Raw genomic sequence first — 19,176 nt, forward strand, 5'->3', positions numbered from 1 at the left:
AACAAAGTATTCTCTATAACTTTATAAAAATTATCAGGATTAAATGGCTTGGTAATCACATCATTCATGCCAAAAGAAAGGAGCATTTCTCTGTTTTCATTCAGAGAAATTGCGGTTAATGCTATAATTGGAGTAGAGGTGTTAAATTTTCTAATTTCTGCAGTAGCTATAGTTCCGTTTATTCCAGGTAAATGAACGTCCATCAGGACTAAATCGTAATTGTTAGTTTGTGTTTTTATGATGGCATCTTCCCCGGTCTCGCATATTTCGCAATGCATTTTTTTCTTTTCTAGAAATTTCTTGGTTATCATCTGATTAATTTTGTTGTCTTCAACCAACAAAATATTTTTGCCTACAAATATTTTTTCATTGATAAGATTGTTTATTGTTGATGGGATGATTTTTTCTCCAACATTGAAGTTTAAATTGAATGAAAAAGTAGATCCAGTGCCTATTTCGCTATTTACCGATATTTTTCCTTTCATTAATATGACCAACCTTTTTACAATGGTTAATCCCAATCCTGTTCCTCCATATTTTCGATTAATTTCTACAGATCCTTGTGAAAAACTTTCAAAAATAGATTCTTGTTTGTCTTTCGGAATGCCAATTCCAGTATCTTGAATTTCAAATTTAATTTGGCAATTGTTTTTATCTCTATTTATAAGTTTAGCATTTACGGTAATAGTTCCGTTTTCTGTAAACTTTAAAGCGTTGTTTATCAGGTTTATAAATATTTGGGATATTTTTGTTGGATCTCCAATTAAGATTTCGGGAACTTCATTTTCTATATTTAAAATAAAGTCATTGTTGTTTTGACTTGCTTGTTCTTTGAGTGAACTTTGAATGTTGTTTAATAACTCTTTGATATTAAAACTGATGTTTTCAATTTCAATAGTATCAGATTCGATTCTGTTTATTTCAAGGATTTCATTTATGTAAGTAAGTAAATAATTACCTGAAAACTTCAATGATTTTAAGTACTCTATTTGACTGGCTTTAGGTTTGTCATCTAACAAAATATGCGAAATTCCATTGATGGCATTTAATGGGGTTCTTAATTCGTGACTCACTGTCGATAGGAATTCTGCACGAGCTTTCGATGCTTTTTCTATTCTTTCTTTGGCAATTTCGAGTTGACTATTCTTATCTCGAAGCAACTCATTTGATTTATTTCTAATAATATTATTTTTATACAGAGATAAACTTAAAAGCGAAAGAATGGTTATTAATGCAATACTTAAAATATTAATTAATTTAGAAAACTTATTCGATTTTTCCTGCTGCTTTTTCTCTTTATCTAATTTATCTAAAGAACGCATCATATCATCGACCTTAAAACGTTCTGTAACTAAAGTTTTGTCGCTATGTTTTGATTCAGAATCTAAAGAATCTTTTAGGTTGATGTAAATTTTTAGAAAAGCAAGCGAATTATTGGTTTCCTTCATATTATCATAAACCTCACTTAATTTTTTGCTAATTTTTAATTGCTGGTTGGTGTTTTTATTTTCAATGCTTAATTGGTAACCTCTGTTCAGATAATTTAAAGCAAGATTGTTTATTTTTTCCTTTGCTTTTATTTGTCCTAATTGATACAAAGCTTCAGATTGTAGTTTGAATGTATCTCTTCCTATAGGTAAATGTGATATTTGTAAAAATATATTTTCAGCTTGGTTTACCTCTTTTTTGTCTAAATACATAAGCCCTTTTTGCAGGTTTACCATATTTACAGCATTAGGTAAATTGATGCTTTCGTAAACTGAATTTGCTTTTCTAAAATAAGATTCAGCTTTGCTATAACTCTCCTTTTGCATGTAGCATAAGCCTAAATTATAGTACGATAATGCTAATTTAGAATTAACTTCAACCGTATTTAAAATAGAAACAGTCCTCAGTAAATTTTCAATAGCTATGTCGTATTTTTTTAAATCAATATATACAGTTGCGAGGCAATAGTAACCATTTGTAAGAGCATCTATATTATTAGTTTTTTGACCAAAAACTATCGATTTGTTTGCGTTTTCTAGCGCTTTGTCAAATGCTTTATTATTCTTATAATAGTTTGCTTTTTCAGTATAAAAAAAAGAACTATCTACTTTCGATACGGGTTTTTGACCGTTTCGCGAGAAAACAGAAACTGAGAAAACAGAAAGTATAATTAAGAATAATTGTTTAAACATTTTTTTCAGTTAAGAAAACACTCCATAAATATAATTATTTTTTGTTAATAAGTGAAATTAAATCGATAATTCTGCTAGAATATCCAATTTCGTTGTCATACCAACCCACAACTTTAACCATTTTGTCTATTACAGAGGTCAGTTGTGCGTCAAATAAGCAAGAGTTTTGGTTTCCAATAATATCGACAGAAACGATAGGATCTTCAGTATAACCAAGGATTCCTTTCAGCTTATTTTCTGATGCAATTTTGAAAGCATGATTTATTTCTTCAATAGAAACTTCACGTTTTACATTGAAAGTAATATCAGTTAGCGAACCATCTGGAACGGGAACACGAATACCACAACCACCTATTTTTCCTTTCAGTTCGGGAAATATTTTTGTTAATGCTTTTGCTGCTCCGGTTGTTGTTGGTACTATACTTTGACTTGCTCCACGTGCTCTTCGCAAATCTTTGTGAGGCTGATCATGCAAACTTTGGTCGGTCGTGTAAGAGTGAACGGTCGTAATATATGCTTGTTCAATACCGCATAATTCTTTGATAACTTTTATCATCGGAGCTGCATTATTTGTTGTGCAACTTGCGTTAGAAATGATTTTTTCTGTTCCGTCAATAATATCTTCATTTACGCCAAGTACTACGGTTTTTATATTTTCTACTTCGGCTGGAGCTGATAAAATCACTTTTTTTGCACCAGCTAAAATATGTGCGTTTATATCGTCGAACGTTTTATATTTCCCTGTGCTTTCTATAACAAAATCAATATCTAAAGATTTCCAATTTAAATTTGAAATGTTTTTTTCGTGAAAAAATAAATACGGTTTTTTATCTACTAAAATCGAACTTTCATTATACGAAACATCGGAAGTTAAAACACCATGAATACTGTCATATTTTAATAAATGAGCCATCGTTTTGTTGTCGGCAATGTCATTTATAGCAACAACTTCAATTGTAGGGTGATTTAATAACAATCGAAATAAATTTCGACCAATTCTCCCAAAACCGTTAATAGATATTCTTATTTTATTCATTAGGTTCAATGTGTATTAATACGTGACCTAATTGTGGAATTTGTTCACGTAAAGTGTCTTTTAGTTTGTGGGCAATTTCGTGCCCTTCTTTTACCGAAATATTTGCATTTACAATAGCATGAAGATCTACATGATATTTCATACCCGCTTTTCTAATAAAGCATTTTTCTGTATCTATTAATCCGTCAACTTTATTAGAAACTTGTCTAATGTCTAATATGAGGTCGTCATATAAATGTTCGTCCATAATTTCACCAAGTGCTGGTCTAAATATCAAATAACTGTTGTATAATATGAATCCTGAAGCAAAAAGAGCCGCCCAATCATCTGCTGATTCATATCCTTTTCCTAAAAGTAAAGCTATTGAAATGCCAATAAAAGCAGCTACTGATGTTATAGCGTCGCTTCTGTGATGCCACGCATCAGCTTTTAATGAGGAACTATTTGTTTCTTCACTCCTTTTCATAACCAATCTAAAAGAAATCTCTTTCCATATAATTATAAAAAAAAGAATAAGTAGGGTCCAAGGTTTTCGTAAATTATGAGGTGTTCTAATATTTGAAATACTTTCGTAAGCAATAATAGTAGCAGACGTAATTAGAAAACCAACTACTAGAAATGTAATCAATGGCTCAGCTCTTCCGTGACCATAAGGATGATTATCGTCTGCGGGTTTGTTTGAGTATTTTATTCCAAATAAAACTAAAAATGATGAAAAAATATCGGTAGTAGATTCAATTGCATCGGCTATTAAAGCATAGGAATTTCCAAAAAAACCTGCTAATCCTTTTATAATTGCAAGGAAGGCATTTCCAATTAAGCTAAAATACGTTGCTTTAATAGCGGATTCTTCGTGGGTCATGTTTTTTTATTATAGGATATGCTTCTGAGCGTGATAAGAAGAACGGACTAATGGACCACTTTCTACATGACGGAATCCCATTTCTTTACCTAGAATTTCATATTTTTCAAATTGTTCGGGTGTAATAAACTCCTTTACAGGAAGGTGTTTTTTGCTGGGTTGTAAATACTGACCTATAGTTACAATATCTACATTTGCTTCACGTAAATCCTTCATAGTTTGTATGACTTCTTCTTCTCTTTCGCCCAAACCAAGCATGATTCCAGATTTTGTTCTTCTAATTCCTTTGGCTTTCAAATAACGTAAAACTTCTAAACTTTTATCATATTTCGCTTGAATTCTAACTTCACGAGTTAGTCTACGAACAGTTTCTACATTATGAGAAACAACTTCGGGATTTGCTTCTACAATTCGATCTAAATTTCTTTCTACACCTTGAAAATCTGGAATTAGCGTTTCTAAAGTTGTTTCAGGATTCATTCTTCTAATTGCTTTTACGGTTTCTATCCAAATTATCGAACCCATATCTTTTAGATCATCTCTATCTACACTTGTAATTACAGCGTGTTTAATATTCATTATTTTAATAGAACGAGCCACTTTTTCTGGTTCATCCCAATCGACTGTTTCTGGACGACCAGTTTTTACGCCACAAAAACCACAAGATCGAGTACAAACATTTCCTAAAATCATAAATGTTGCAGTTCCTTCTCCCCAACATTCGCCCATGTTTGGACAACTTCCGGAAGTACAAATGGTGTTTAGTTTGTATTTATCGACAAGACCACGTAATTCAGTATATTTTTGACCAATAGGTAATTTTACTTTTAGCCATTTTGGTTTCCCTACAGGCAATATGTTAGAATCTAGAACAGTTTCCATAAAATGTAATTTTTTTTACAGAGCAAAGATACTAATTGTAGTTTATTTGTGGATTCGTTTATTTGTTAATTTGATAATAAAAAAGTACACTAAAATAGTTCTTAGTGTACTTTATGAAAGTTTATAAAATTTTCTATTTTTTATTGTGTTTTAACCACAATTGGAAGAGAATAAGATGTTCTTACTGGTATTCCTTTGTAAATTCCAGGTTCCCATTTTGTTTTTATAGATTTTAATACTCGAATGGCTTCTGTATCTAATCCAAAACCTGGATTATTAGGAACTGTAATGTTAGATAATGTTCCGTCTCTTTCGACAACGAAATAAACTAGTATTTTTATTGTTTTTTCTTCTTCAAGTTCTGGAGTAACAAATTTTTTACCAACAGTTTTTAAGAATTCATTTATTCCACCAGGAAAGTTAGGAGTTTTGTCTAAAATTCCAGAAGGTAAAGCTTCGTTTGTAGGTTGTTCAACAGGAATAGTTGTTAATACTCCAGTTTTTGTATTTCCTGTATCTGGATTGCTTCCAGTTCCTGTTATTGTAGTATTTGTAGATGTATTATTGATTGTAGGCTCTGTTTTTGGCACTTCGGTTTTAGGAGCATCTTCTTTTTTTACAACTACTGGAATTGCATTTACTTTTGGAGCCTTTGGCTCTGTTTTTTTAACAGTTGTTTCTTCTTTTTTCGGTTGTTCTTTATGAATTGGTAAATCTACAAGCGTTACAGTTCCGTCGTAGATAGTAGGGTCTTCTACAACTGTAGGTTTATCAGCAAATGAACTTAATAAAACGGGTAAAAGTGCAATTCCTGTAATTAATACAATCGCACTAAAAAAAGCTTTCATTGTTGTTTTTCCGTCTTCTTGGCGCAATTGATACGCTCCGTATTCTTTGTTTTTTCCTTCAAAAACCAACTCTAACCATTCCTTTTTGTTAATGTTTAATTTTGACATAATTTTCAGTTTTTATAATTAATAATCTTTCAGTGTTCTGATTGATAGTATGAAAAAACCGTGCCAAAATTTTGTTAAAAATTAATTAAATGCAAAATTTTAATAAAATAATTAATTATTCTGTAAAATCTAAATCAGTATTATGTGTTTCTCGTATGGTTAAAACAGCATAAATAGCTAATGCAAAGACAATTATACCTATAATTGCAGCAGAATGGATGACGCTTTCGCCTTTTTTCAAGAATTCAAAACCAATTAGCATCACAGGAACCGATCCACGAACCATATTAGGTATGCTAGTTGTAGCTGTGCTTCGCAAATTTGTTCCAAATTGTTCTGCTGCAACGGTTACAAACATGGCCCAAAAACCTGTTCCTAGCCCTATCCAACAACAATAGAAATAGTACATGTTTTCAGATTTATTGCCACTAAATAGTAATAAGATTACACCTAAAAGCGTAAAAAGTAACATGTACAAAATGGTTTTTTTGCGAGAATGTAATAAATGCGAAATGAAACCACTCGAAAAATCTCCCAAAGAAGTGAAAAGATAGGTCCACATGATGGCTTTTGCTGGATCAATTTTTGTAATGCCCATTTCAGGAGCAAATTGGTTCGCCATAAACACTAAAATACCAATGCAGTACCAAATAGGAATTCCAATAAGTATGGATTTTAAATACTTTATAAATAATTTTTGATTGGTAAAAAATGAAATAAAATTACCTCTCTCCACCGATTTGTCTTCTATTACTGCTTTATAAATACCACTTTCGGCAACACTAACTCGTAAAACTAGCAATACTAATCCAAGACAACCACCTATGATATAAGCGGTAGTCCAACTTCCAGCTAGCTCTACAGTAAATTGCGCCACAACTGCACCTAATACGCCCAATCCTGCAACAATAGAAGTACCTATAGCTCGTAGTTCTCTAGGTAATGTTTCGGAAACCAAAGTGATTCCTGCACCCAACTCTCCTGCCAGACCTACACCTGCTATAAATCGTAAAATGGCATATACCATCGTTTTGTCTTCAAATGGGAATTGTGGTAAAAATCCACACGCAATATTGGCTAACGAGTAAACTATAATCGAACCAAAAAGAACAGAAAGTCTTCCTTTTTTGTCACCTAAAATACCCCAAAGAATACCTCCTATGACCATTCCTGTCATTTGATAATTCATAATAATCGTTCCGGAAATATCTGGATTAAGTCCTAAACTCTTTAAACTTGGAATTCGAACAATACCAAAAAGCAATAAGTCATAAATATCAACAAAATAGCCTAAAGAGGCAACAATTACGGGTGTTGATAATATAAATTTTAATTTTTCCTGTGTAGAGAATTTATGCATTGGATTCTAGATTTTTGTCAAATATAGAAATCCTTTGTCAAAATCTAAAATTATGCTTTTGTGATAATCTCAGCTAATAGTTTTTTAGCTCGAAGAAGTTTTATTTTTACATTATTGAGTGGTTCTTCTAAATCGTCTGCAATTTCTTGGTAGCTCATTTCCTGAAAATAACGCATCTGAATAACTTCTTGGTAAGCTGGTTTTAATTCTTTGATGAATTGTAGTAAACGAGATAAATTTTGCTCGGTAATTAATTTGTCTTCTGCCGAAGGAGAAGTGTCGGCTACTGCATAGGCAATATCATCTTCTTCATCTGTAATATCTATAAAGAGTGATGATTTTTTCTTTCTAAGCAAATCGATATGTACATTTTTTGCAATAGCTATGAGCCAAGTATTAAACTGAAATTCTGGATTGTAAGTTGCTATTTTGTCGAAAGCTTTAGAGAAAGTTTCAATAGTAATATCTTCAGCATCGGTTTCATTTTCAGTTCGTTGTAGCATAAAACCATATACTTCGTTCCAGTAACTATCTAGTAGAAAAGTAAAAGCAACTTGGTCACCTAATTTGGCTTTGTCTATATATTTTTTTATTTCCAAGTGACTGGTTTTGAGAAGATATTTCTAACAAATACGTTTAGTTGTATGAATATAAGAATTATTTCTAGAAGAGGGAACCAATAGATAACATCTTTTTCTTTTAGTTTTCCTGCTGAATATCCTAAAGAAACCCATGCAATTATATATCTAAAAGCAATTATTGATATTACAATAATCCATTTAAATTGAAAAGCCAATAAAACAATAGGTATGAGTAAGAAAAATAATTGCGAAAAATAAAAAATCCCTAATTGTGTTTTGTCGAAAGATTTATAATATTTTGCAGTCGAAACATGACGGCGTTTTTGCATAATCCAATCTTTGAAAGTTTTTTTCGCTTTCGAATAAGTAAAACTCTCGGTATTGTAAGCGAGTGCAATGTTGCTTTTGTTTGCCGCTTCGTTTATAAACAAATCATCGTCACCAGAACGCAATTTCATGTGATTTATAAAACCATTTACCCTAAAAAATTCGTCTTTTTTGTAGGCTAAATTTCGACCAACACCCATATATGGTTTGCCTAATTTTGCCCAAGCAAAATATTGTGTTGCAGTAAGTAAAGTTTCGAAACGGATTAGTTTATTTAAAAATCCAGACTCTTTTTCGTACGCACCATAACCTAAAACAATAGTTTTGTGTAAGGTAAAATGAGAAGACATTTCGGTAATCCAGTTTTCAGAATTTGGATAACAATCGGCATCTGTAAATAGTAGATAATCTTTTGTAGCGGCTTTGATACCAAGGGTTAATGCGAATTTTTTGTTTCCCCAAAAAGCTTCGTTGTTGGCTACTTTTACTAGTTTTACATTAGCATATTGTTTTTCAAACTGCTCGAAAACTTCTAAAGTTTCGTCACTAGAAGCATCATCAATTAATATGATTTCGAAATTTGAATAATTTTGATTTGCTAAAAGTGGAATAAAATTTTTCACATTTTCCTCTTCGTTTTTTGCACACACAATTACAGAAACAGAAACATGTTTAGCTGTGCTTTCTTGCCATTTAGCAAAAGAAAATTTACCAAAAATAAATAGATAGTAAATTACCTGAATAACTACAATTCCTATAAAAATGTAAAGCAAAATGAGTAAAAATTGTGTCATAAAATGAGTCAAAAAATATTTTGCAAAGGTACTAAAAGATTTTAGATTTCAGATTTTAGATTTCAGATTGTTTACAAAAGATTATTTTTTATTTTTTGCCATTTCTTGTGCTATTTGACAAGCGTTATAATCTTGAGTTTTTTCTAACTCAGAAATGATATTTTGATGGTTTTTTTTGTCTCGATTTTGTGATATTTTTTTAACTGCTTCTATAGAAGTTATTTCTATTTGAAAAGCAATAATTCCTCGTGCTTGTCGCATGGTTTTTTCTGATAGATCTTCAACTCTGACTGGATTTTCAGAATTAACTTCATATTTATCGACTAGTTTTTTTAATGAATATAGACTTTCTTCATAATCTAAAATTTTTACTTTCCCATATACGTGAACTGCAATATAATTCCAAGTGGGAACGTTTTCGTGATCGTACCAAGAAGAGGAAATGTAAGCATGTGAGCCTGAGAAAATAGCTAAAATTCGATCGTCATTTTCAAAAATTTTCCATTGTGGATTTTCTTTAGAAATATGTCCTTCTAGAAATTGTTTTCCGTTTTGTTTTATCTCAAATTCTAGTGGAATATGAGTTGCCAGAATATTTCCGTCATTTTGATTTATCAAAATTCCGAAACTATTTTTTTGAAGAAAATCGATTATATCTCCTTGATTTTCGTTTTTGTAAATATTTGGAATATACATAATTTTAAAATTAAATCATATTGGTTTCGGCTTTCATATGAATTTCAGATATTTCATAAGGAAGCTAGTCTGAATATTTTTATGTTAATAAAAAAAATTAATTAAAACCTCGTTTTCTAACCAACAGCCAAATCACAACTGGTGCGCCAATTATAGAAGTTATAGCATTTATGGGTAAAGTAACATTTGTTCCAGGCATTTGCGAAACCATATCACAAAATAACATGATAATAGCACCAAAAAGCAAAGTGCTCCAAAATAAAATCCAATGATTGCTCGTGTGAAAAACCATTTTTGCAATATGCGGAACTGCCAGTCCGACAAAAGCTATTGGTCCCGCAAAAGCAGTAATACTTCCAGCTAAAATACTTGTTGCTATGATGATAATGAATTTCGATTTTTTGAAATTTATTCCCATACTTCGGGCATAATTTTCGCCCAATAATAATGCGTCTAAAGCTTTAATATTCAAAAGACTTAAAAACAATCCAATTGTTACTGCTACAAGAAGAATTACAATTTGATTCCAGGATAAATTACCCAAACTTCCCATAGACCAAAAAGTGAATTTTTGTAATTGTTCCGCCGAAGAAAAATAAGTTAAAACACTAACAATTGCACCAGCAAAACTACTAAACATAAGTCCCAAAATGAGAATGGTAGCAGTATCTCGCAATTGTTTTGAAACTAACAAAACTAAAAATAGAACTAACAAACTTCCCAAACAAGAAGCAAGCATAATTCCGTAAGGAGACAAAAAATATTCGGCAATAAAAGTTGGTAAATAACTGGCGCCTAAAATGACAAAAGCAACACCTAAACTCGAACCTGAACTTAATCCTAAAACATAAGGTCCAGCTAATGGATTTCTAAATAAAGTTTGCATTAATAATCCAGAAACAGACAATCCCATTCCGACTAAAATAGCTGTAATAGCTTTAGGTAATCGATAATTAAAAATAATATATTCCCAAGTTTCTTTACTTGCTTGCGAGCCTGTTAGGCTTTTGAAAATTTCTTTGAAAGGAATAAAAACTTGACCCAAACTAATGTTGATAAAAAACAACAATATTGCTCCAATAAGAAGTGTTAGAAAAAGGAATATATTTCGTTTGTTATTAGGCAATTTAATTCAGTTTTTGAGCAAAAGTTAATGTGTAATCAGGTAATAATTCTGGATGAAAAATTTTGATATAATCCTTTAACACCAAATCAGGGCGGCTTGGAGCTAATTCATAATAAATAGTTCCGCCTCTTGCTCCTAATTTTGATTCAAAAGTATAAACATTTTTGTTTTTAAACGCATCAAACTGACTATAATGGGGATTGCTTTTTTCCAATTCGGCTAATGATTTATAATGCCCAGCAGCAATCCAACACCTTGCGTTTTTTGCCTTGTCCAAAATATTTTCAAATGACAATCCCAAACTACCAGTTCCTTCAACGTCTTTCCATAAATAATTCGCCTTTGCATCTTTCAAAAACTGGGCAACCCAACTGTTCCCTTTGGCAACAAACCATTGATCTTGATACATTGATCCATATAGAACCGAAGTTTCTGCCTTACTATTTTTAACGGATAATAAAGCAGCATTATAATTTTTTACAATATCATCAAAAAGTGTTTCAGCTTCTTTTTCTTTGCAAAAAAGTGCACCAAAAAGTTTTATCCATTCGGCTTTCCCAAGTGGTGATTGCTCCATCCAATCGGCCTGAATTAGTACTTTTAGGCCGCTTTTTTGTAAATTATCAATCATAGGGTTATTGTTGTCTACTCCAAAAGCAACAATAAGATTAGGAGCCAAATCGATGAGACGCTCCATATTTAATTTTTCGTTTTGACCTACGTTTTTTATCAAACCAACATCAATTAATTTTCTAGTTTTTTCTGATGAAACATAATCCGTATGCGGAAAACCTACCAGTGATTTCTCGACACCAAGCATTTCCAGAAAAGGAATATTGGTTGTTGAGGTCACTACAATCGATTGTAAAGGAACAGCAATTGTAGTATATTTTTGTAAACTATCAGGAATAATTCCGTTTTTTTCTTTTAGAATATAAGTAAAACTTTTATTAGCGTTAGGCCAAGGATTTGAAACTTTTACTACTGAATATCCTTCATGTTTAAAAATTGCTAAGCTTTTTGAATACGTGACGAAATTTCCAACAATTTCAGCTGTTTTAGTTCTGCTTTCTTCATTTTTTTTACATCCAATTAGCATTAAAATCAATACAAAAAAGGATAATTTAACAGGATTTAGTTTCATTTTTTTTTGAAAATTTTATGACAAAGGTAAATTATAATTTTTTTATAATCAGAATCAATTTAAAAATACCGTTAAAAGATAAATGACATTTTTACTCAACAATTGCATTCATAACTACTATATTTGTTCTTACTTTTTTAAATGCAAATAATCAAAAAATAATTCTTAAAGATACATTGACGATGCTAAAAATTTGTTCTTTTTTACCTGCTGCTACTTCCATGATTTATGAAATGGGACTTGAAAATGAGTTGGTTGGAGTTACTTTCGAATGTCCTTCGGATAAGCCAAAAGTAGTTCGTTCCTACCTTGAAGGAAACAATCATACGAGCAAGGAAATAGACCAAATTGTCTCACAATCTAAGGCGCAGGGAAAGAGTTTGTATTACATTGATGACACTTTGTTAGAATCGATCTCTCCCGATATTATTTTTACCCAAGACGTATGTGATGTTTGTCAGATAGACACCAGTCACGTGGCTCGTTCCATTTATAAATTAAAGAAAGAACCAGAATTAATCCCGCTTATCCCGCGGAATTTAGATGATATTTACGAAAATGCAATTACTATTGCCAAGGCTTTTGGCAAGGAAGATCGAGCGTATGAATTACTTGTAAAACTTAAAATTAGAACCGATTATATTCTATATACGCTTCGCAAAAATAACGCGCCATTAAAAAGAGTTATGGTTTTGGAATGGCTCGATCCAATATACAATTGCGGACATTGGATTCCGTATCAAATTTCGCAAGCAGGAGGAATTGATATGCTTTCGAACCCGTCGGGATATTCAATTGTTACTGATTGGGAACGAATTCGTTTGTATAACCCAGAAGTTTTAGTGGTTGCTCCCTGCGGATTTGAAGTGAATCGTTCGAGCCAAGAACTGGAAGCCTTAACAAAATTAGAAGGTTGGAACGATCTAAAAGCAGTTCAAAATAATGCTGTTTTTATGGCTGATGCCGATATGTTTACCCAGCCCAGTACAACTGTTGTGGATGGAATTGAGTTGTTGGCAGCACTTTTTCATCCAACTCTTTTTGAAGTTCCAAGCAAATTAAAACACAAATATTTGCCTTTTCATACTATTGAAAAAGTAATGTAATGGCAGAAATTTTTCTAAATACTATTCGAGTAAAAAACTGTTCTTCCTGTGGGACTCCCTTTAATTGTGGTGATACGCCAGAAGGAAGCAAATGTTGGTGTAATGATTTCCCACCTATTTTCAATCCCTCAGAAGTGGTAGATTGTTTGTGTTCGAATTGTTTTAAAATATCATGTTCGTCAAAAATTGATGAGTATGTAGCGACCATAACGCCCAAAAATGCTCCTGAGAATATAGCGAAAGACTTACCAAAAACGACTGATATTTTAGAAGGAATTGATTATTATATCGAGAATGGAAACTATGTTTTTAAAGCTTGGTTTCATCTCAAAAGAGGACGTTGTTGCACCAATGGATGCCGACATTGTCCTTATGGATTTAAAAAACAAAGAAAATGGTTTATTTAATTACAGGCGGAGAACGCTCAGGAAAAAGCAGTTATGCCGAAAATTTGGCGAAAGAATTAGCCGAAAACCCAATGTATGTAGCAACAGCTCGAAAATGGGATGATGATTTCCAGAAGAGAATCGACCGTCATCAAAAAGATCGTGACGACCGCTGGACAAATATTGAAAAAGAGAAACACCTGAGCGAAATTTATTTTTCGGGAAAAGTTGCCGTTATTGATTGCGTGACGCTTTGGTTAACCAACTTTTTTGTGGATACCAAAAACGATGTAGAATTGTGTTTGGAACAAGCCAAATCCGAGTTCGATGTCATCGCCAGTCAGAAAGACACAACCATTATTATCATTACCAATGAAATAGGAATGGGTGTTCATGCCGACACTCACATTGGGCGGAAATTTACCGAATTACAAGGTTGGATGAATCAATATTTAGCCAAAAAAGCTGATACCGTTGTATTGATGGTTTCTGGTATTCCTGTAACGATAAAAGGAAATTAACAATAATTAGATGACCATGTTTGATTTAGATGAAATTTTAAAATCCCGTCGAGACACTCGCCATTTCATGAATGTTGAAGTTCCCGATGTGGTCATTGAAAAAGCATTGCAAGCGGGATATTGGGCACCTTCTGTGGGTTTGACAGATGCCACAAAATACTATCTTATAAAGTCAGCGGAAATTAAGAAAGCCATCAAAGAGTTGTTTTTGGATTATGACAAAAAAGCAATAAATCTAACCGATAACGAACAACAAAAAACACAATACCAAGCGTTAAAACTTGAAGCGATTGAAGAAGCACCACTAGGACTTGTGATTTGTTATGATCGTTCGGTTCTGAATAATTTCACTATTGGAACAGTCGGCAGTAACGAAGCAATAAAATTTAGTGCGGTTTGCGCAGCACAAAATATATGGCTTTCCCTTACGGAACAAGGCTATTCAATGGGTTGGGTTTCTATTTTAAATTATTATGAGTTTAAAGAATTATTGGGTTTGCCCGAAAATATTGAACCTTTGGGGTATTTCTGCGTAGGTAAACCTGCTACGAATTATGATAACCAACCCATGTTGCAACAATTAAATTGGAAGCAAAAAACAGAAATACCATCTGTTGAAGAAATTTCAATACTTCATAAAAAAGACTCGAAAATTAAGTTGGTTGGTAATAAAATAGAAAAGGCTATTTCAACTGAATTTGAAGAAGCTTTACAATTTAAAATAGACAACAAAACAAAACCAACAGGTTCATTAGGAGTTTTAGAAATTTTAGCCAAACAAATTGCTACTGTTTTTCAAACATTAGAGCCTAAAATAACAAAACCTAATATCATAGTTTTTGCCGCCGATCACGGTATTGCAAATCATGGCGTGAGTGCATATCCACAAGACGTAACAAGACAAATGATTACTAATTTTCTAGAAGGTGGAGCGGCGATAAATGTATTTTGTAAACAACACAATATTCAATTGTCTATTGTAGATTCTGGGGTAAATTATGATTTTTCGACGAATTCCAATTTAATTTCAGCAAAAATAGCAAAAGGAACACAGTCTTTTTTACACGGTGCAGCAATGAGTGCAACCGAACTAGATTTGTGTTTTGCTAAAGGAAGTGAGATTGTTAATGCTATTGCAAAAACAGGAAGTAATTGTATTGGTTTTGGCGAAATGGGAATCGGTAATACATCAACGGCTTCGGTTTTAATGAGTGTTATTTTAGGATTGCCAATTGAAGATTGCGTAGGAAAAGGAACGGGTGTTGATGATGAAAAATTACTGTTCAAAAATGAAATTCTGCGAAGAGCAATTGGAAATTATAAAGGTTCAGATGATTTGAATAGCAAATTAGTCTATTTTGGCGGATTTGAAATTATACAAATGGCTGGAGGAATGCTCGAAGCCTATAACAATAATATGTTGATTCTTGTTGACGGATTTATTTGCAGCATTGCTTTTTTAATTGCATTTAAAAATAATCCTGAGATTATAAAAAATGCTATATTTTGTCATCAATCTGCCGAGCAGGCACATATAAAATTGCTGAATTATTTAAATGCAAGAGCCATTTTACAACTCGATTTGCGACTAGGTGAGGGAACAGGTTGTGCGATAGCATTTCCAATTATTCAATCGGCAGTGGAATTTTTAAATGAAATGGCAAGTTTTGAAAGCGCAGGAGTGAGTCAAAATTAATCAGGAAAGTTTATTTAGTATTCAGTTATAACCATAAAATATGAAAAAAGAAATCCATATATTTTTTACTGCATTAATGTTTTATACTCGAATTCCGTGTCCGAAAAACATCGATCATAACCCAGATTATCTGAACAAAGCTTCACGGTATTTTCCTTTTATTGGTTGGATTGTGGGAGGAATAAGTTTTGCGGTCTATTATTTATCATCTTTTCTCTTCTCTAATGATATAACAATTATCTTAGCAATTATTGCAGGAATTCTAACCACAGGTGCTTTTCACGAAGATGGTTTTGCTGATGTTTGTGATGGTTTTGGAGGTGGTTGGACCAAAGAAAAAATCCTGATAATTATGAAAGATAGCGCCATTGGGGCTTATGGAGCAATTGGTTTAGTATTATTGTTTTTACTTAAGTTTCAATCACTTTCTACACTGTCTTCCCTATCTACGATCTGTAATTTTCTACTTTTCGTTTCTGCTCATGCTTTAAGTCGATTAGCTGCAATTTCTATTGTTTTTACACACCAATATTCCCGAGATGATGCTACGAGTAAAAGCAAACCCATTGCCCAAAGTTACACTTGGCGAGAAGTATTGGGTGCATTCTTTTTTGGATTAATGCCGTTTCTATTTTTGTCTTACTTTCAATGGCAATTTTCACTGTCAATTATTCCTGTAATTATAGCTCGTTTTTTTCTAGCGCGCTATTTCCAGAAATGGATTGACGGTTACACGGGCGATTGTTTAGGAGCCACGCAACAAGTGTGTGAAATTGTTTTTTATCTGTCAATTATAGGAATATGGAAATTTATTTAGTCCGTCATACCGAAACAGTTTGCGAAAAAGGCATCTGTTACGGTCAAGCAGATGTAGAAATTCAAGATGATTATTTATTACTTTTTGAATCTATAAAAACAGAAATTCCTTCAGATGCTATTGTATATTCTAGTCCTTTGAAACGATGTACAGTATTAGCTAATCATATTTCAAAAGGCAATTATAAAACTGATTCCCGATTAATGGAAATGAATTTTGGCGATTGGGAACTAAAAAAATGGAATGATATTCCGTTAGAAATGCTGAATCCTTGGATGAAAGATTTTGTAAATGTATCTGTGCCAAATGGTGAATCCTTCGTACAATTATACGAAAGGGTAAATGCTTTTTTTGACGAAATAAAAAAAGCAAAACATTCAAAACCAATTGTAATTATAACACACGCTGGAGTTATTAGAAGTGTTTTGTGTAAAAATTCTAATTTATCATTGAAGGATGCTTTTCAAAACAAAGTTGATTTTGGGGAAGTAAAAAAGATCAATTTCTAATAAAAAGTTAGTTTAATTAGAGTAATGTTGATTATAATTTAAAAATATATTTAAAAAGCTTGAAAAAATTGGGTTATTAATATTTATGCAATTATCTTTGCACTTGAATTAAGGTTTCTAACTTTTTTTTTAAAAAAGAAAGGAATTAAAAGGGAATTTGGATAAATACCAAAGCTGTTCCCGCAACTGTAAGCTACAAAGCTTGTTGTTATCTACAAAACCACTGTCTATCATTTTTGAGATGGGAAGGTAAACAACAAGACGCAAGCCAGGAGACCTGCCTCAATTCTTAACAAATATCGAATCTTCGGGAAAAGAGATTCTGAAATTATGACTTTAAGAAAATACATTTTATTCTTCTCCATTTTGGTTTGCAAATTAGTTATGGCACAAAACGATACTATAACTATTTTAAAAGAAGTTGTTGTATCAGATCCTTACTTGAAATCCAATAATAAATCTCAATCTATCCTGGTTTTAAACGACTCGATAATCAGTAAAAATCAATCTTCGCTTACTGATTTACTCAATTATAATAGCACGATTTATTTTAAAGAATATGGTCGTGGTATGCTATCTACGGTTTCATTTAGAGGAACAACATCGGCACAAACAGCCGTGATTTGGAACGGAATAAATATTAATTCGCAACTTAATGGTAGCACCGATTTTAATACAATAACTTCAAACGATTATTCTTCAATCAGTGTTAAAGCTGGAGGTGGAAGTGTCATTTATGGTAGTGGTGCCGTGGGTGGAAGTGTGCATTTAAACAATAATTTGAGTTTCAAAAAACAATTTACTAACAACCTACAATTTTCTTACGGTAGTTTTGATACTTCTGGAATAAACTATAAAACGCTCCTTTCTAACGAAAAATGGAGTGCTCAAATTGGTTTTTCTTACAATGAGTCTAAGAATGAATATCCTTATATTAAACTATTTACTTGGAAAGGAGAGCAAAGAAAAAACTTAAACGGAGAATATCTAAATACGAGTTTGAATGCTAATATTGGGTATAAAATTAATTCAACTAATTTGATTAAATTTTACAGTCAAACCTCAAATACCGACAGGCATTTGTCTTTGGTATCCGAATCCGATACAAAAACAAAGTATGTAAACAGTTTTAGCCGTAACTTATTAGAGTATGAAGGTAACTTTGATAAATTTTCGGCCAATCTTAAATCGGCTTATATTGTTGAAGAATATCAATATTTTGTAAATATAGAAAGTGATTATTTTAGTTTTGGTAAGTCCGAAAGTGCCATTGCAAAATTAGATTTGAGCTATCAATTGTTAAAATCTTTAAAAATAAATACAATTATAGACTATAATCAAACCAGAGGTTTCGGTACAAGTTTTGGTGATAATATACAAAAAATTGGGTCGGCAGCAGTATTAGTCAAACAACAGGTAGGTAAGAAATGGCAAAATGAGTTTGGGATTCGTCAAGAAATTACAGATAATTACAAAAGCCCGTTGTTGTTTTCTGCGGGAACTTCTTGCTTTTTGAATAATTGGTATACCGTAAAAATAAATCTTTCTAGAAATTACAGAATCCCAACTTTCAATGATTTGTATTGGGAAGGAACTTCAGATCAGGGAAATCCAGACCTAAAAGTAGAAAGTTCTTATCAAGCTGAGGTTGGAAATGTATTTTCGTTTCAAAAAATAAAACTTTCTCAGACATTTTACTATAATAAAATAAAAGACCTAATAAGTTGGAAACCCGGAACCAATGGTGGTTGGACTCCACAAAACACGAATAAAGTTGCCGCTTATGGATCTGAAACTGTATTGGGTTGGGCAAATAATTTTCGTAAGCATTTTTTTAGCATAAATGGGACTTATGCTTATACAATTTCACAAGACGAAGAAACAAAAAAGCAATTGTTTTTTGTTCCTTTTCATAAAACCACAGGATCGGTAGCTTATTCATATAGAAATTTTGCTATAAATTACCAATTCTTATACAACGGATTCGTATATACAAGATCCGATAATGATCCCAAACAAATTATAAAATCATATAAAGTATCTAATGTAGGAATAGACTATGATTTTAAATTTTTAAACTCTTCAAAATTAGGTTTTCAAGTACTTAATTTATTCAATGAAAAGTATCAGAGTCTTGAAGATAGACCACTTCCAGGTAGAAATTTTAATCTATACATAACCCTTAAATTTTAATAAT

The 19,176-nt window shown here is 32.1% G+C and carries 18 protein-coding genes and 1 riboswitch; of the genes, 7 read left to right on the top strand and 11 right to left on the bottom strand.

The features are described from left to right. The 11 genes from ACH2BP_RS07030 to ACH2BP_RS07080 all read right to left on the bottom strand — a co-directional run. Nucleotides 1-2,180, bottom strand: a 2,180-nt coding sequence (locus ACH2BP_RS07030) for an ATP-binding protein (RefSeq protein WP_395058346.1), incomplete at its 3' end; no start/stop codon positions are given. A gap of 34 nt (nucleotides 2,181-2,214) precedes the next feature. Beyond that, nucleotides 2,215-3,216 (bottom strand): type I glyceraldehyde-3-phosphate dehydrogenase, encoded by a 1,002-nt coding sequence (gene gap, locus ACH2BP_RS07035; protein ID WP_395058348.1) that lies wholly within the window; start codon nucleotides 3,214-3,216, stop codon nucleotides 2,215-2,217. Continuing rightward, complete coding sequence (locus ACH2BP_RS07040) at nucleotides 3,209-4,078, bottom strand: cation diffusion facilitator family transporter (protein WP_395058350.1); 870 nt, start codon at nucleotides 4,076-4,078, stop codon at nucleotides 3,209-3,211. The genes gap and ACH2BP_RS07040 overlap by 8 nt, the downstream gene beginning before the upstream one ends. Nucleotides 4,079-4,087: 9 nt before the next feature. Beyond that, on the bottom strand, nucleotides 4,088-4,960 hold the full coding sequence (gene lipA, locus ACH2BP_RS07045) for a lipoyl synthase (protein WP_395058352.1): 873 nt from the start codon (nucleotides 4,958-4,960) through the stop codon (nucleotides 4,088-4,090). Between the two features lie 140 nt (nucleotides 4,961-5,100). Further along, nucleotides 5,101-5,916, bottom strand: a complete 816-nt coding sequence (locus ACH2BP_RS07050; RefSeq protein WP_395058354.1) for an energy transducer TonB — start codon at nucleotides 5,914-5,916, stop codon at nucleotides 5,101-5,103. A 115-nt stretch (nucleotides 5,917-6,031) separates the two neighbouring features. Continuing rightward, nucleotides 6,032-7,276 (bottom strand): MFS transporter, encoded by a 1,245-nt coding sequence (locus ACH2BP_RS07055; protein ID WP_395058356.1) that lies wholly within the window; start codon nucleotides 7,274-7,276, stop codon nucleotides 6,032-6,034. A gap of 50 nt (nucleotides 7,277-7,326) precedes the next feature. After that, nucleotides 7,327-7,875: an RNA polymerase sigma factor gene (locus tag ACH2BP_RS07060; protein ID WP_395058358.1), complete on the bottom strand. Its 549-nt coding sequence runs from the start codon at nucleotides 7,873-7,875 to the stop codon at nucleotides 7,327-7,329. Continuing rightward, nucleotides 7,866-8,978, bottom strand: coding sequence for a glycosyltransferase (locus ACH2BP_RS07065; protein ID WP_395058360.1), 1,113 nt, complete (start codon nucleotides 8,976-8,978; stop codon nucleotides 7,866-7,868). Before ACH2BP_RS07065 ends, ACH2BP_RS07060 begins: the two co-directional genes overlap by 10 nt. Before the next feature lie 81 nt (nucleotides 8,979-9,059). Further along, nucleotides 9,060-9,674 carry an FMN-binding negative transcriptional regulator gene (locus tag ACH2BP_RS07070; protein WP_395058362.1) on the bottom strand — a complete coding sequence of 205 codons (615 nt, stop codon included), beginning with the start codon at nucleotides 9,672-9,674 and terminating at the stop codon, nucleotides 9,060-9,062. A 97-nt stretch (nucleotides 9,675-9,771) separates the two neighbouring features. Continuing rightward, complete coding sequence (locus tag ACH2BP_RS07075) at nucleotides 9,772-10,800, bottom strand: iron chelate uptake ABC transporter family permease subunit (RefSeq protein WP_395058364.1); 1,029 nt, start codon at nucleotides 10,798-10,800, stop codon at nucleotides 9,772-9,774. A gap of 1 nt (nucleotide 10,801) precedes the next feature. After that, entirely contained in the window at nucleotides 10,802-11,944 is a 1,143-nt protein-coding gene (locus tag ACH2BP_RS07080) for an ABC transporter substrate-binding protein (RefSeq protein ID WP_395058366.1), read from the bottom strand. Nucleotides 11,945-12,126: 182 nt separating this feature from the next. Between ACH2BP_RS07080 and ACH2BP_RS07085 the strand changes: the two genes are divergently transcribed. The 7 genes from ACH2BP_RS07085 to ACH2BP_RS07115 all read left to right on the top strand — a co-directional run bounded on the left by ACH2BP_RS07085 (nucleotide 12,127) and on the right by ACH2BP_RS07115 (nucleotide 19,172). Continuing rightward, on the top strand, nucleotides 12,127-13,050 hold the full coding sequence (locus tag ACH2BP_RS07085) for an ABC transporter substrate-binding protein (protein ID WP_395058368.1): 924 nt from the start codon (nucleotides 12,127-12,129) through the stop codon (nucleotides 13,048-13,050). Continuing rightward, nucleotides 13,050-13,457: a DUF5522 domain-containing protein gene (locus ACH2BP_RS07090; protein WP_395058370.1), complete on the top strand. Its 408-nt coding sequence runs from the start codon at nucleotides 13,050-13,052 to the stop codon at nucleotides 13,455-13,457. Before ACH2BP_RS07085 ends, ACH2BP_RS07090 begins: the two co-directional genes overlap by 1 nt. After that, the gene (cobU, locus tag ACH2BP_RS07095; RefSeq protein WP_395058372.1) at nucleotides 13,445-13,957 is read left to right on the top strand and encodes a bifunctional adenosylcobinamide kinase/adenosylcobinamide-phosphate guanylyltransferase; all 513 of its coding nucleotides are present in this window, start codon (nucleotides 13,445-13,447) and stop codon (nucleotides 13,955-13,957) included. Before ACH2BP_RS07090 ends, cobU begins: the two co-directional genes overlap by 13 nt. Before the next feature lie 16 nt (nucleotides 13,958-13,973). Next, on the top strand, nucleotides 13,974-15,653 hold the full coding sequence (gene cobT / locus ACH2BP_RS07100) for a nicotinate-nucleotide--dimethylbenzimidazole phosphoribosyltransferase (protein ID WP_395058420.1): 1,680 nt from the start codon (nucleotides 13,974-13,976) through the stop codon (nucleotides 15,651-15,653). Between the two features lie 40 nt (nucleotides 15,654-15,693). Beyond that, nucleotides 15,694-16,470, top strand: coding sequence for an adenosylcobinamide-GDP ribazoletransferase (locus ACH2BP_RS07105; protein WP_395058374.1), 777 nt, complete (start codon nucleotides 15,694-15,696; stop codon nucleotides 16,468-16,470). Further along, on the top strand, nucleotides 16,455-16,979 hold the full coding sequence (gene cobC / locus ACH2BP_RS07110; protein WP_395058376.1) for an alpha-ribazole phosphatase: 525 nt from the start codon (nucleotides 16,455-16,457) through the stop codon (nucleotides 16,977-16,979). The genes ACH2BP_RS07105 and cobC overlap by 16 nt, the downstream gene beginning before the upstream one ends. 94 nt (nucleotides 16,980-17,073) lie before the next feature. Beyond that, a riboswitch (cobalamin riboswitch) is annotated at nucleotides 17,074-17,279 on the top strand. 30 nt (nucleotides 17,280-17,309) lie between these two features. Continuing rightward, nucleotides 17,310-19,172, top strand: coding sequence for a TonB-dependent receptor plug domain-containing protein (locus ACH2BP_RS07115; protein ID WP_395058378.1), 1,863 nt, complete (start codon nucleotides 17,310-17,312; stop codon nucleotides 19,170-19,172). Nucleotides 19,173-19,176: the final 4 nt, after the last annotated feature.

This window comes from Flavobacterium sp., from assembly GCF_043756175.1.
In the GTDB taxonomy this organism is placed as follows: domain Bacteria; phylum Bacteroidota; class Bacteroidia; order Flavobacteriales; family Flavobacteriaceae; genus Flavobacterium.

What these genes read in the sequence shown, in the direction of transcription:
- ACH2BP_RS07070 (WP_395058362.1), bottom strand. Translation starts at nt 9,674, where the DNA reads ATGTATATTCCAAATATTTACAAAAACGAAAATCAAGGAGATATAATC.
- ACH2BP_RS07090 (WP_395058370.1), top strand. Translation starts at nt 13,050, where the DNA reads ATGGCAGAAATTTTTCTAAATACTATTCGAGTAAAAAACTGTTCTTCC.
- cobT (WP_395058420.1), top strand. Translation starts at nt 13,974, where the DNA reads ATGTTTGATTTAGATGAAATTTTAAAATCCCGTCGAGACACTCGCCAT.
- ACH2BP_RS07080 (WP_395058366.1), bottom strand. Translation starts at nt 11,944, where the DNA reads ATGAAACTAAATCCTGTTAAATTATCCTTTTTTGTATTGATTTTAATG.
- cobC (WP_395058376.1), top strand. Translation starts at nt 16,455, where the DNA reads ATGGAAATTTATTTAGTCCGTCATACCGAAACAGTTTGCGAAAAAGGC.
- lipA (WP_395058352.1), bottom strand. Translation starts at nt 4,960, where the DNA reads ATGGAAACTGTTCTAGATTCTAACATATTGCCTGTAGGGAAACCAAAA.
- ACH2BP_RS07040 (WP_395058350.1), bottom strand. Translation starts at nt 4,078, where the DNA reads ATGACCCACGAAGAATCCGCTATTAAAGCAACGTATTTTAGCTTAATT.
- gap (WP_395058348.1), bottom strand. Translation starts at nt 3,216, where the DNA reads ATGAATAAAATAAGAATATCTATTAACGGTTTTGGGAGAATTGGTCGA.
- ACH2BP_RS07115 (WP_395058378.1), top strand. Translation starts at nt 17,310, where the DNA reads ATGACTTTAAGAAAATACATTTTATTCTTCTCCATTTTGGTTTGCAAA.
- ACH2BP_RS07050 (WP_395058354.1), bottom strand. Translation starts at nt 5,916, where the DNA reads ATGTCAAAATTAAACATTAACAAAAAGGAATGGTTAGAGTTGGTTTTT.
- cobU (WP_395058372.1), top strand. Translation starts at nt 13,445, where the DNA reads ATGGTTTATTTAATTACAGGCGGAGAACGCTCAGGAAAAAGCAGTTAT.
- ACH2BP_RS07065 (WP_395058360.1), bottom strand. Translation starts at nt 8,978, where the DNA reads ATGACACAATTTTTACTCATTTTGCTTTACATTTTTATAGGAATTGTA.
- ACH2BP_RS07105 (WP_395058374.1), top strand. Translation starts at nt 15,694, where the DNA reads ATGAAAAAAGAAATCCATATATTTTTTACTGCATTAATGTTTTATACT.
- ACH2BP_RS07085 (WP_395058368.1), top strand. Translation starts at nt 12,127, where the DNA reads ATGCTAAAAATTTGTTCTTTTTTACCTGCTGCTACTTCCATGATTTAT.
- ACH2BP_RS07055 (WP_395058356.1), bottom strand. Translation starts at nt 7,276, where the DNA reads ATGCATAAATTCTCTACACAGGAAAAATTAAAATTTATATTATCAACA.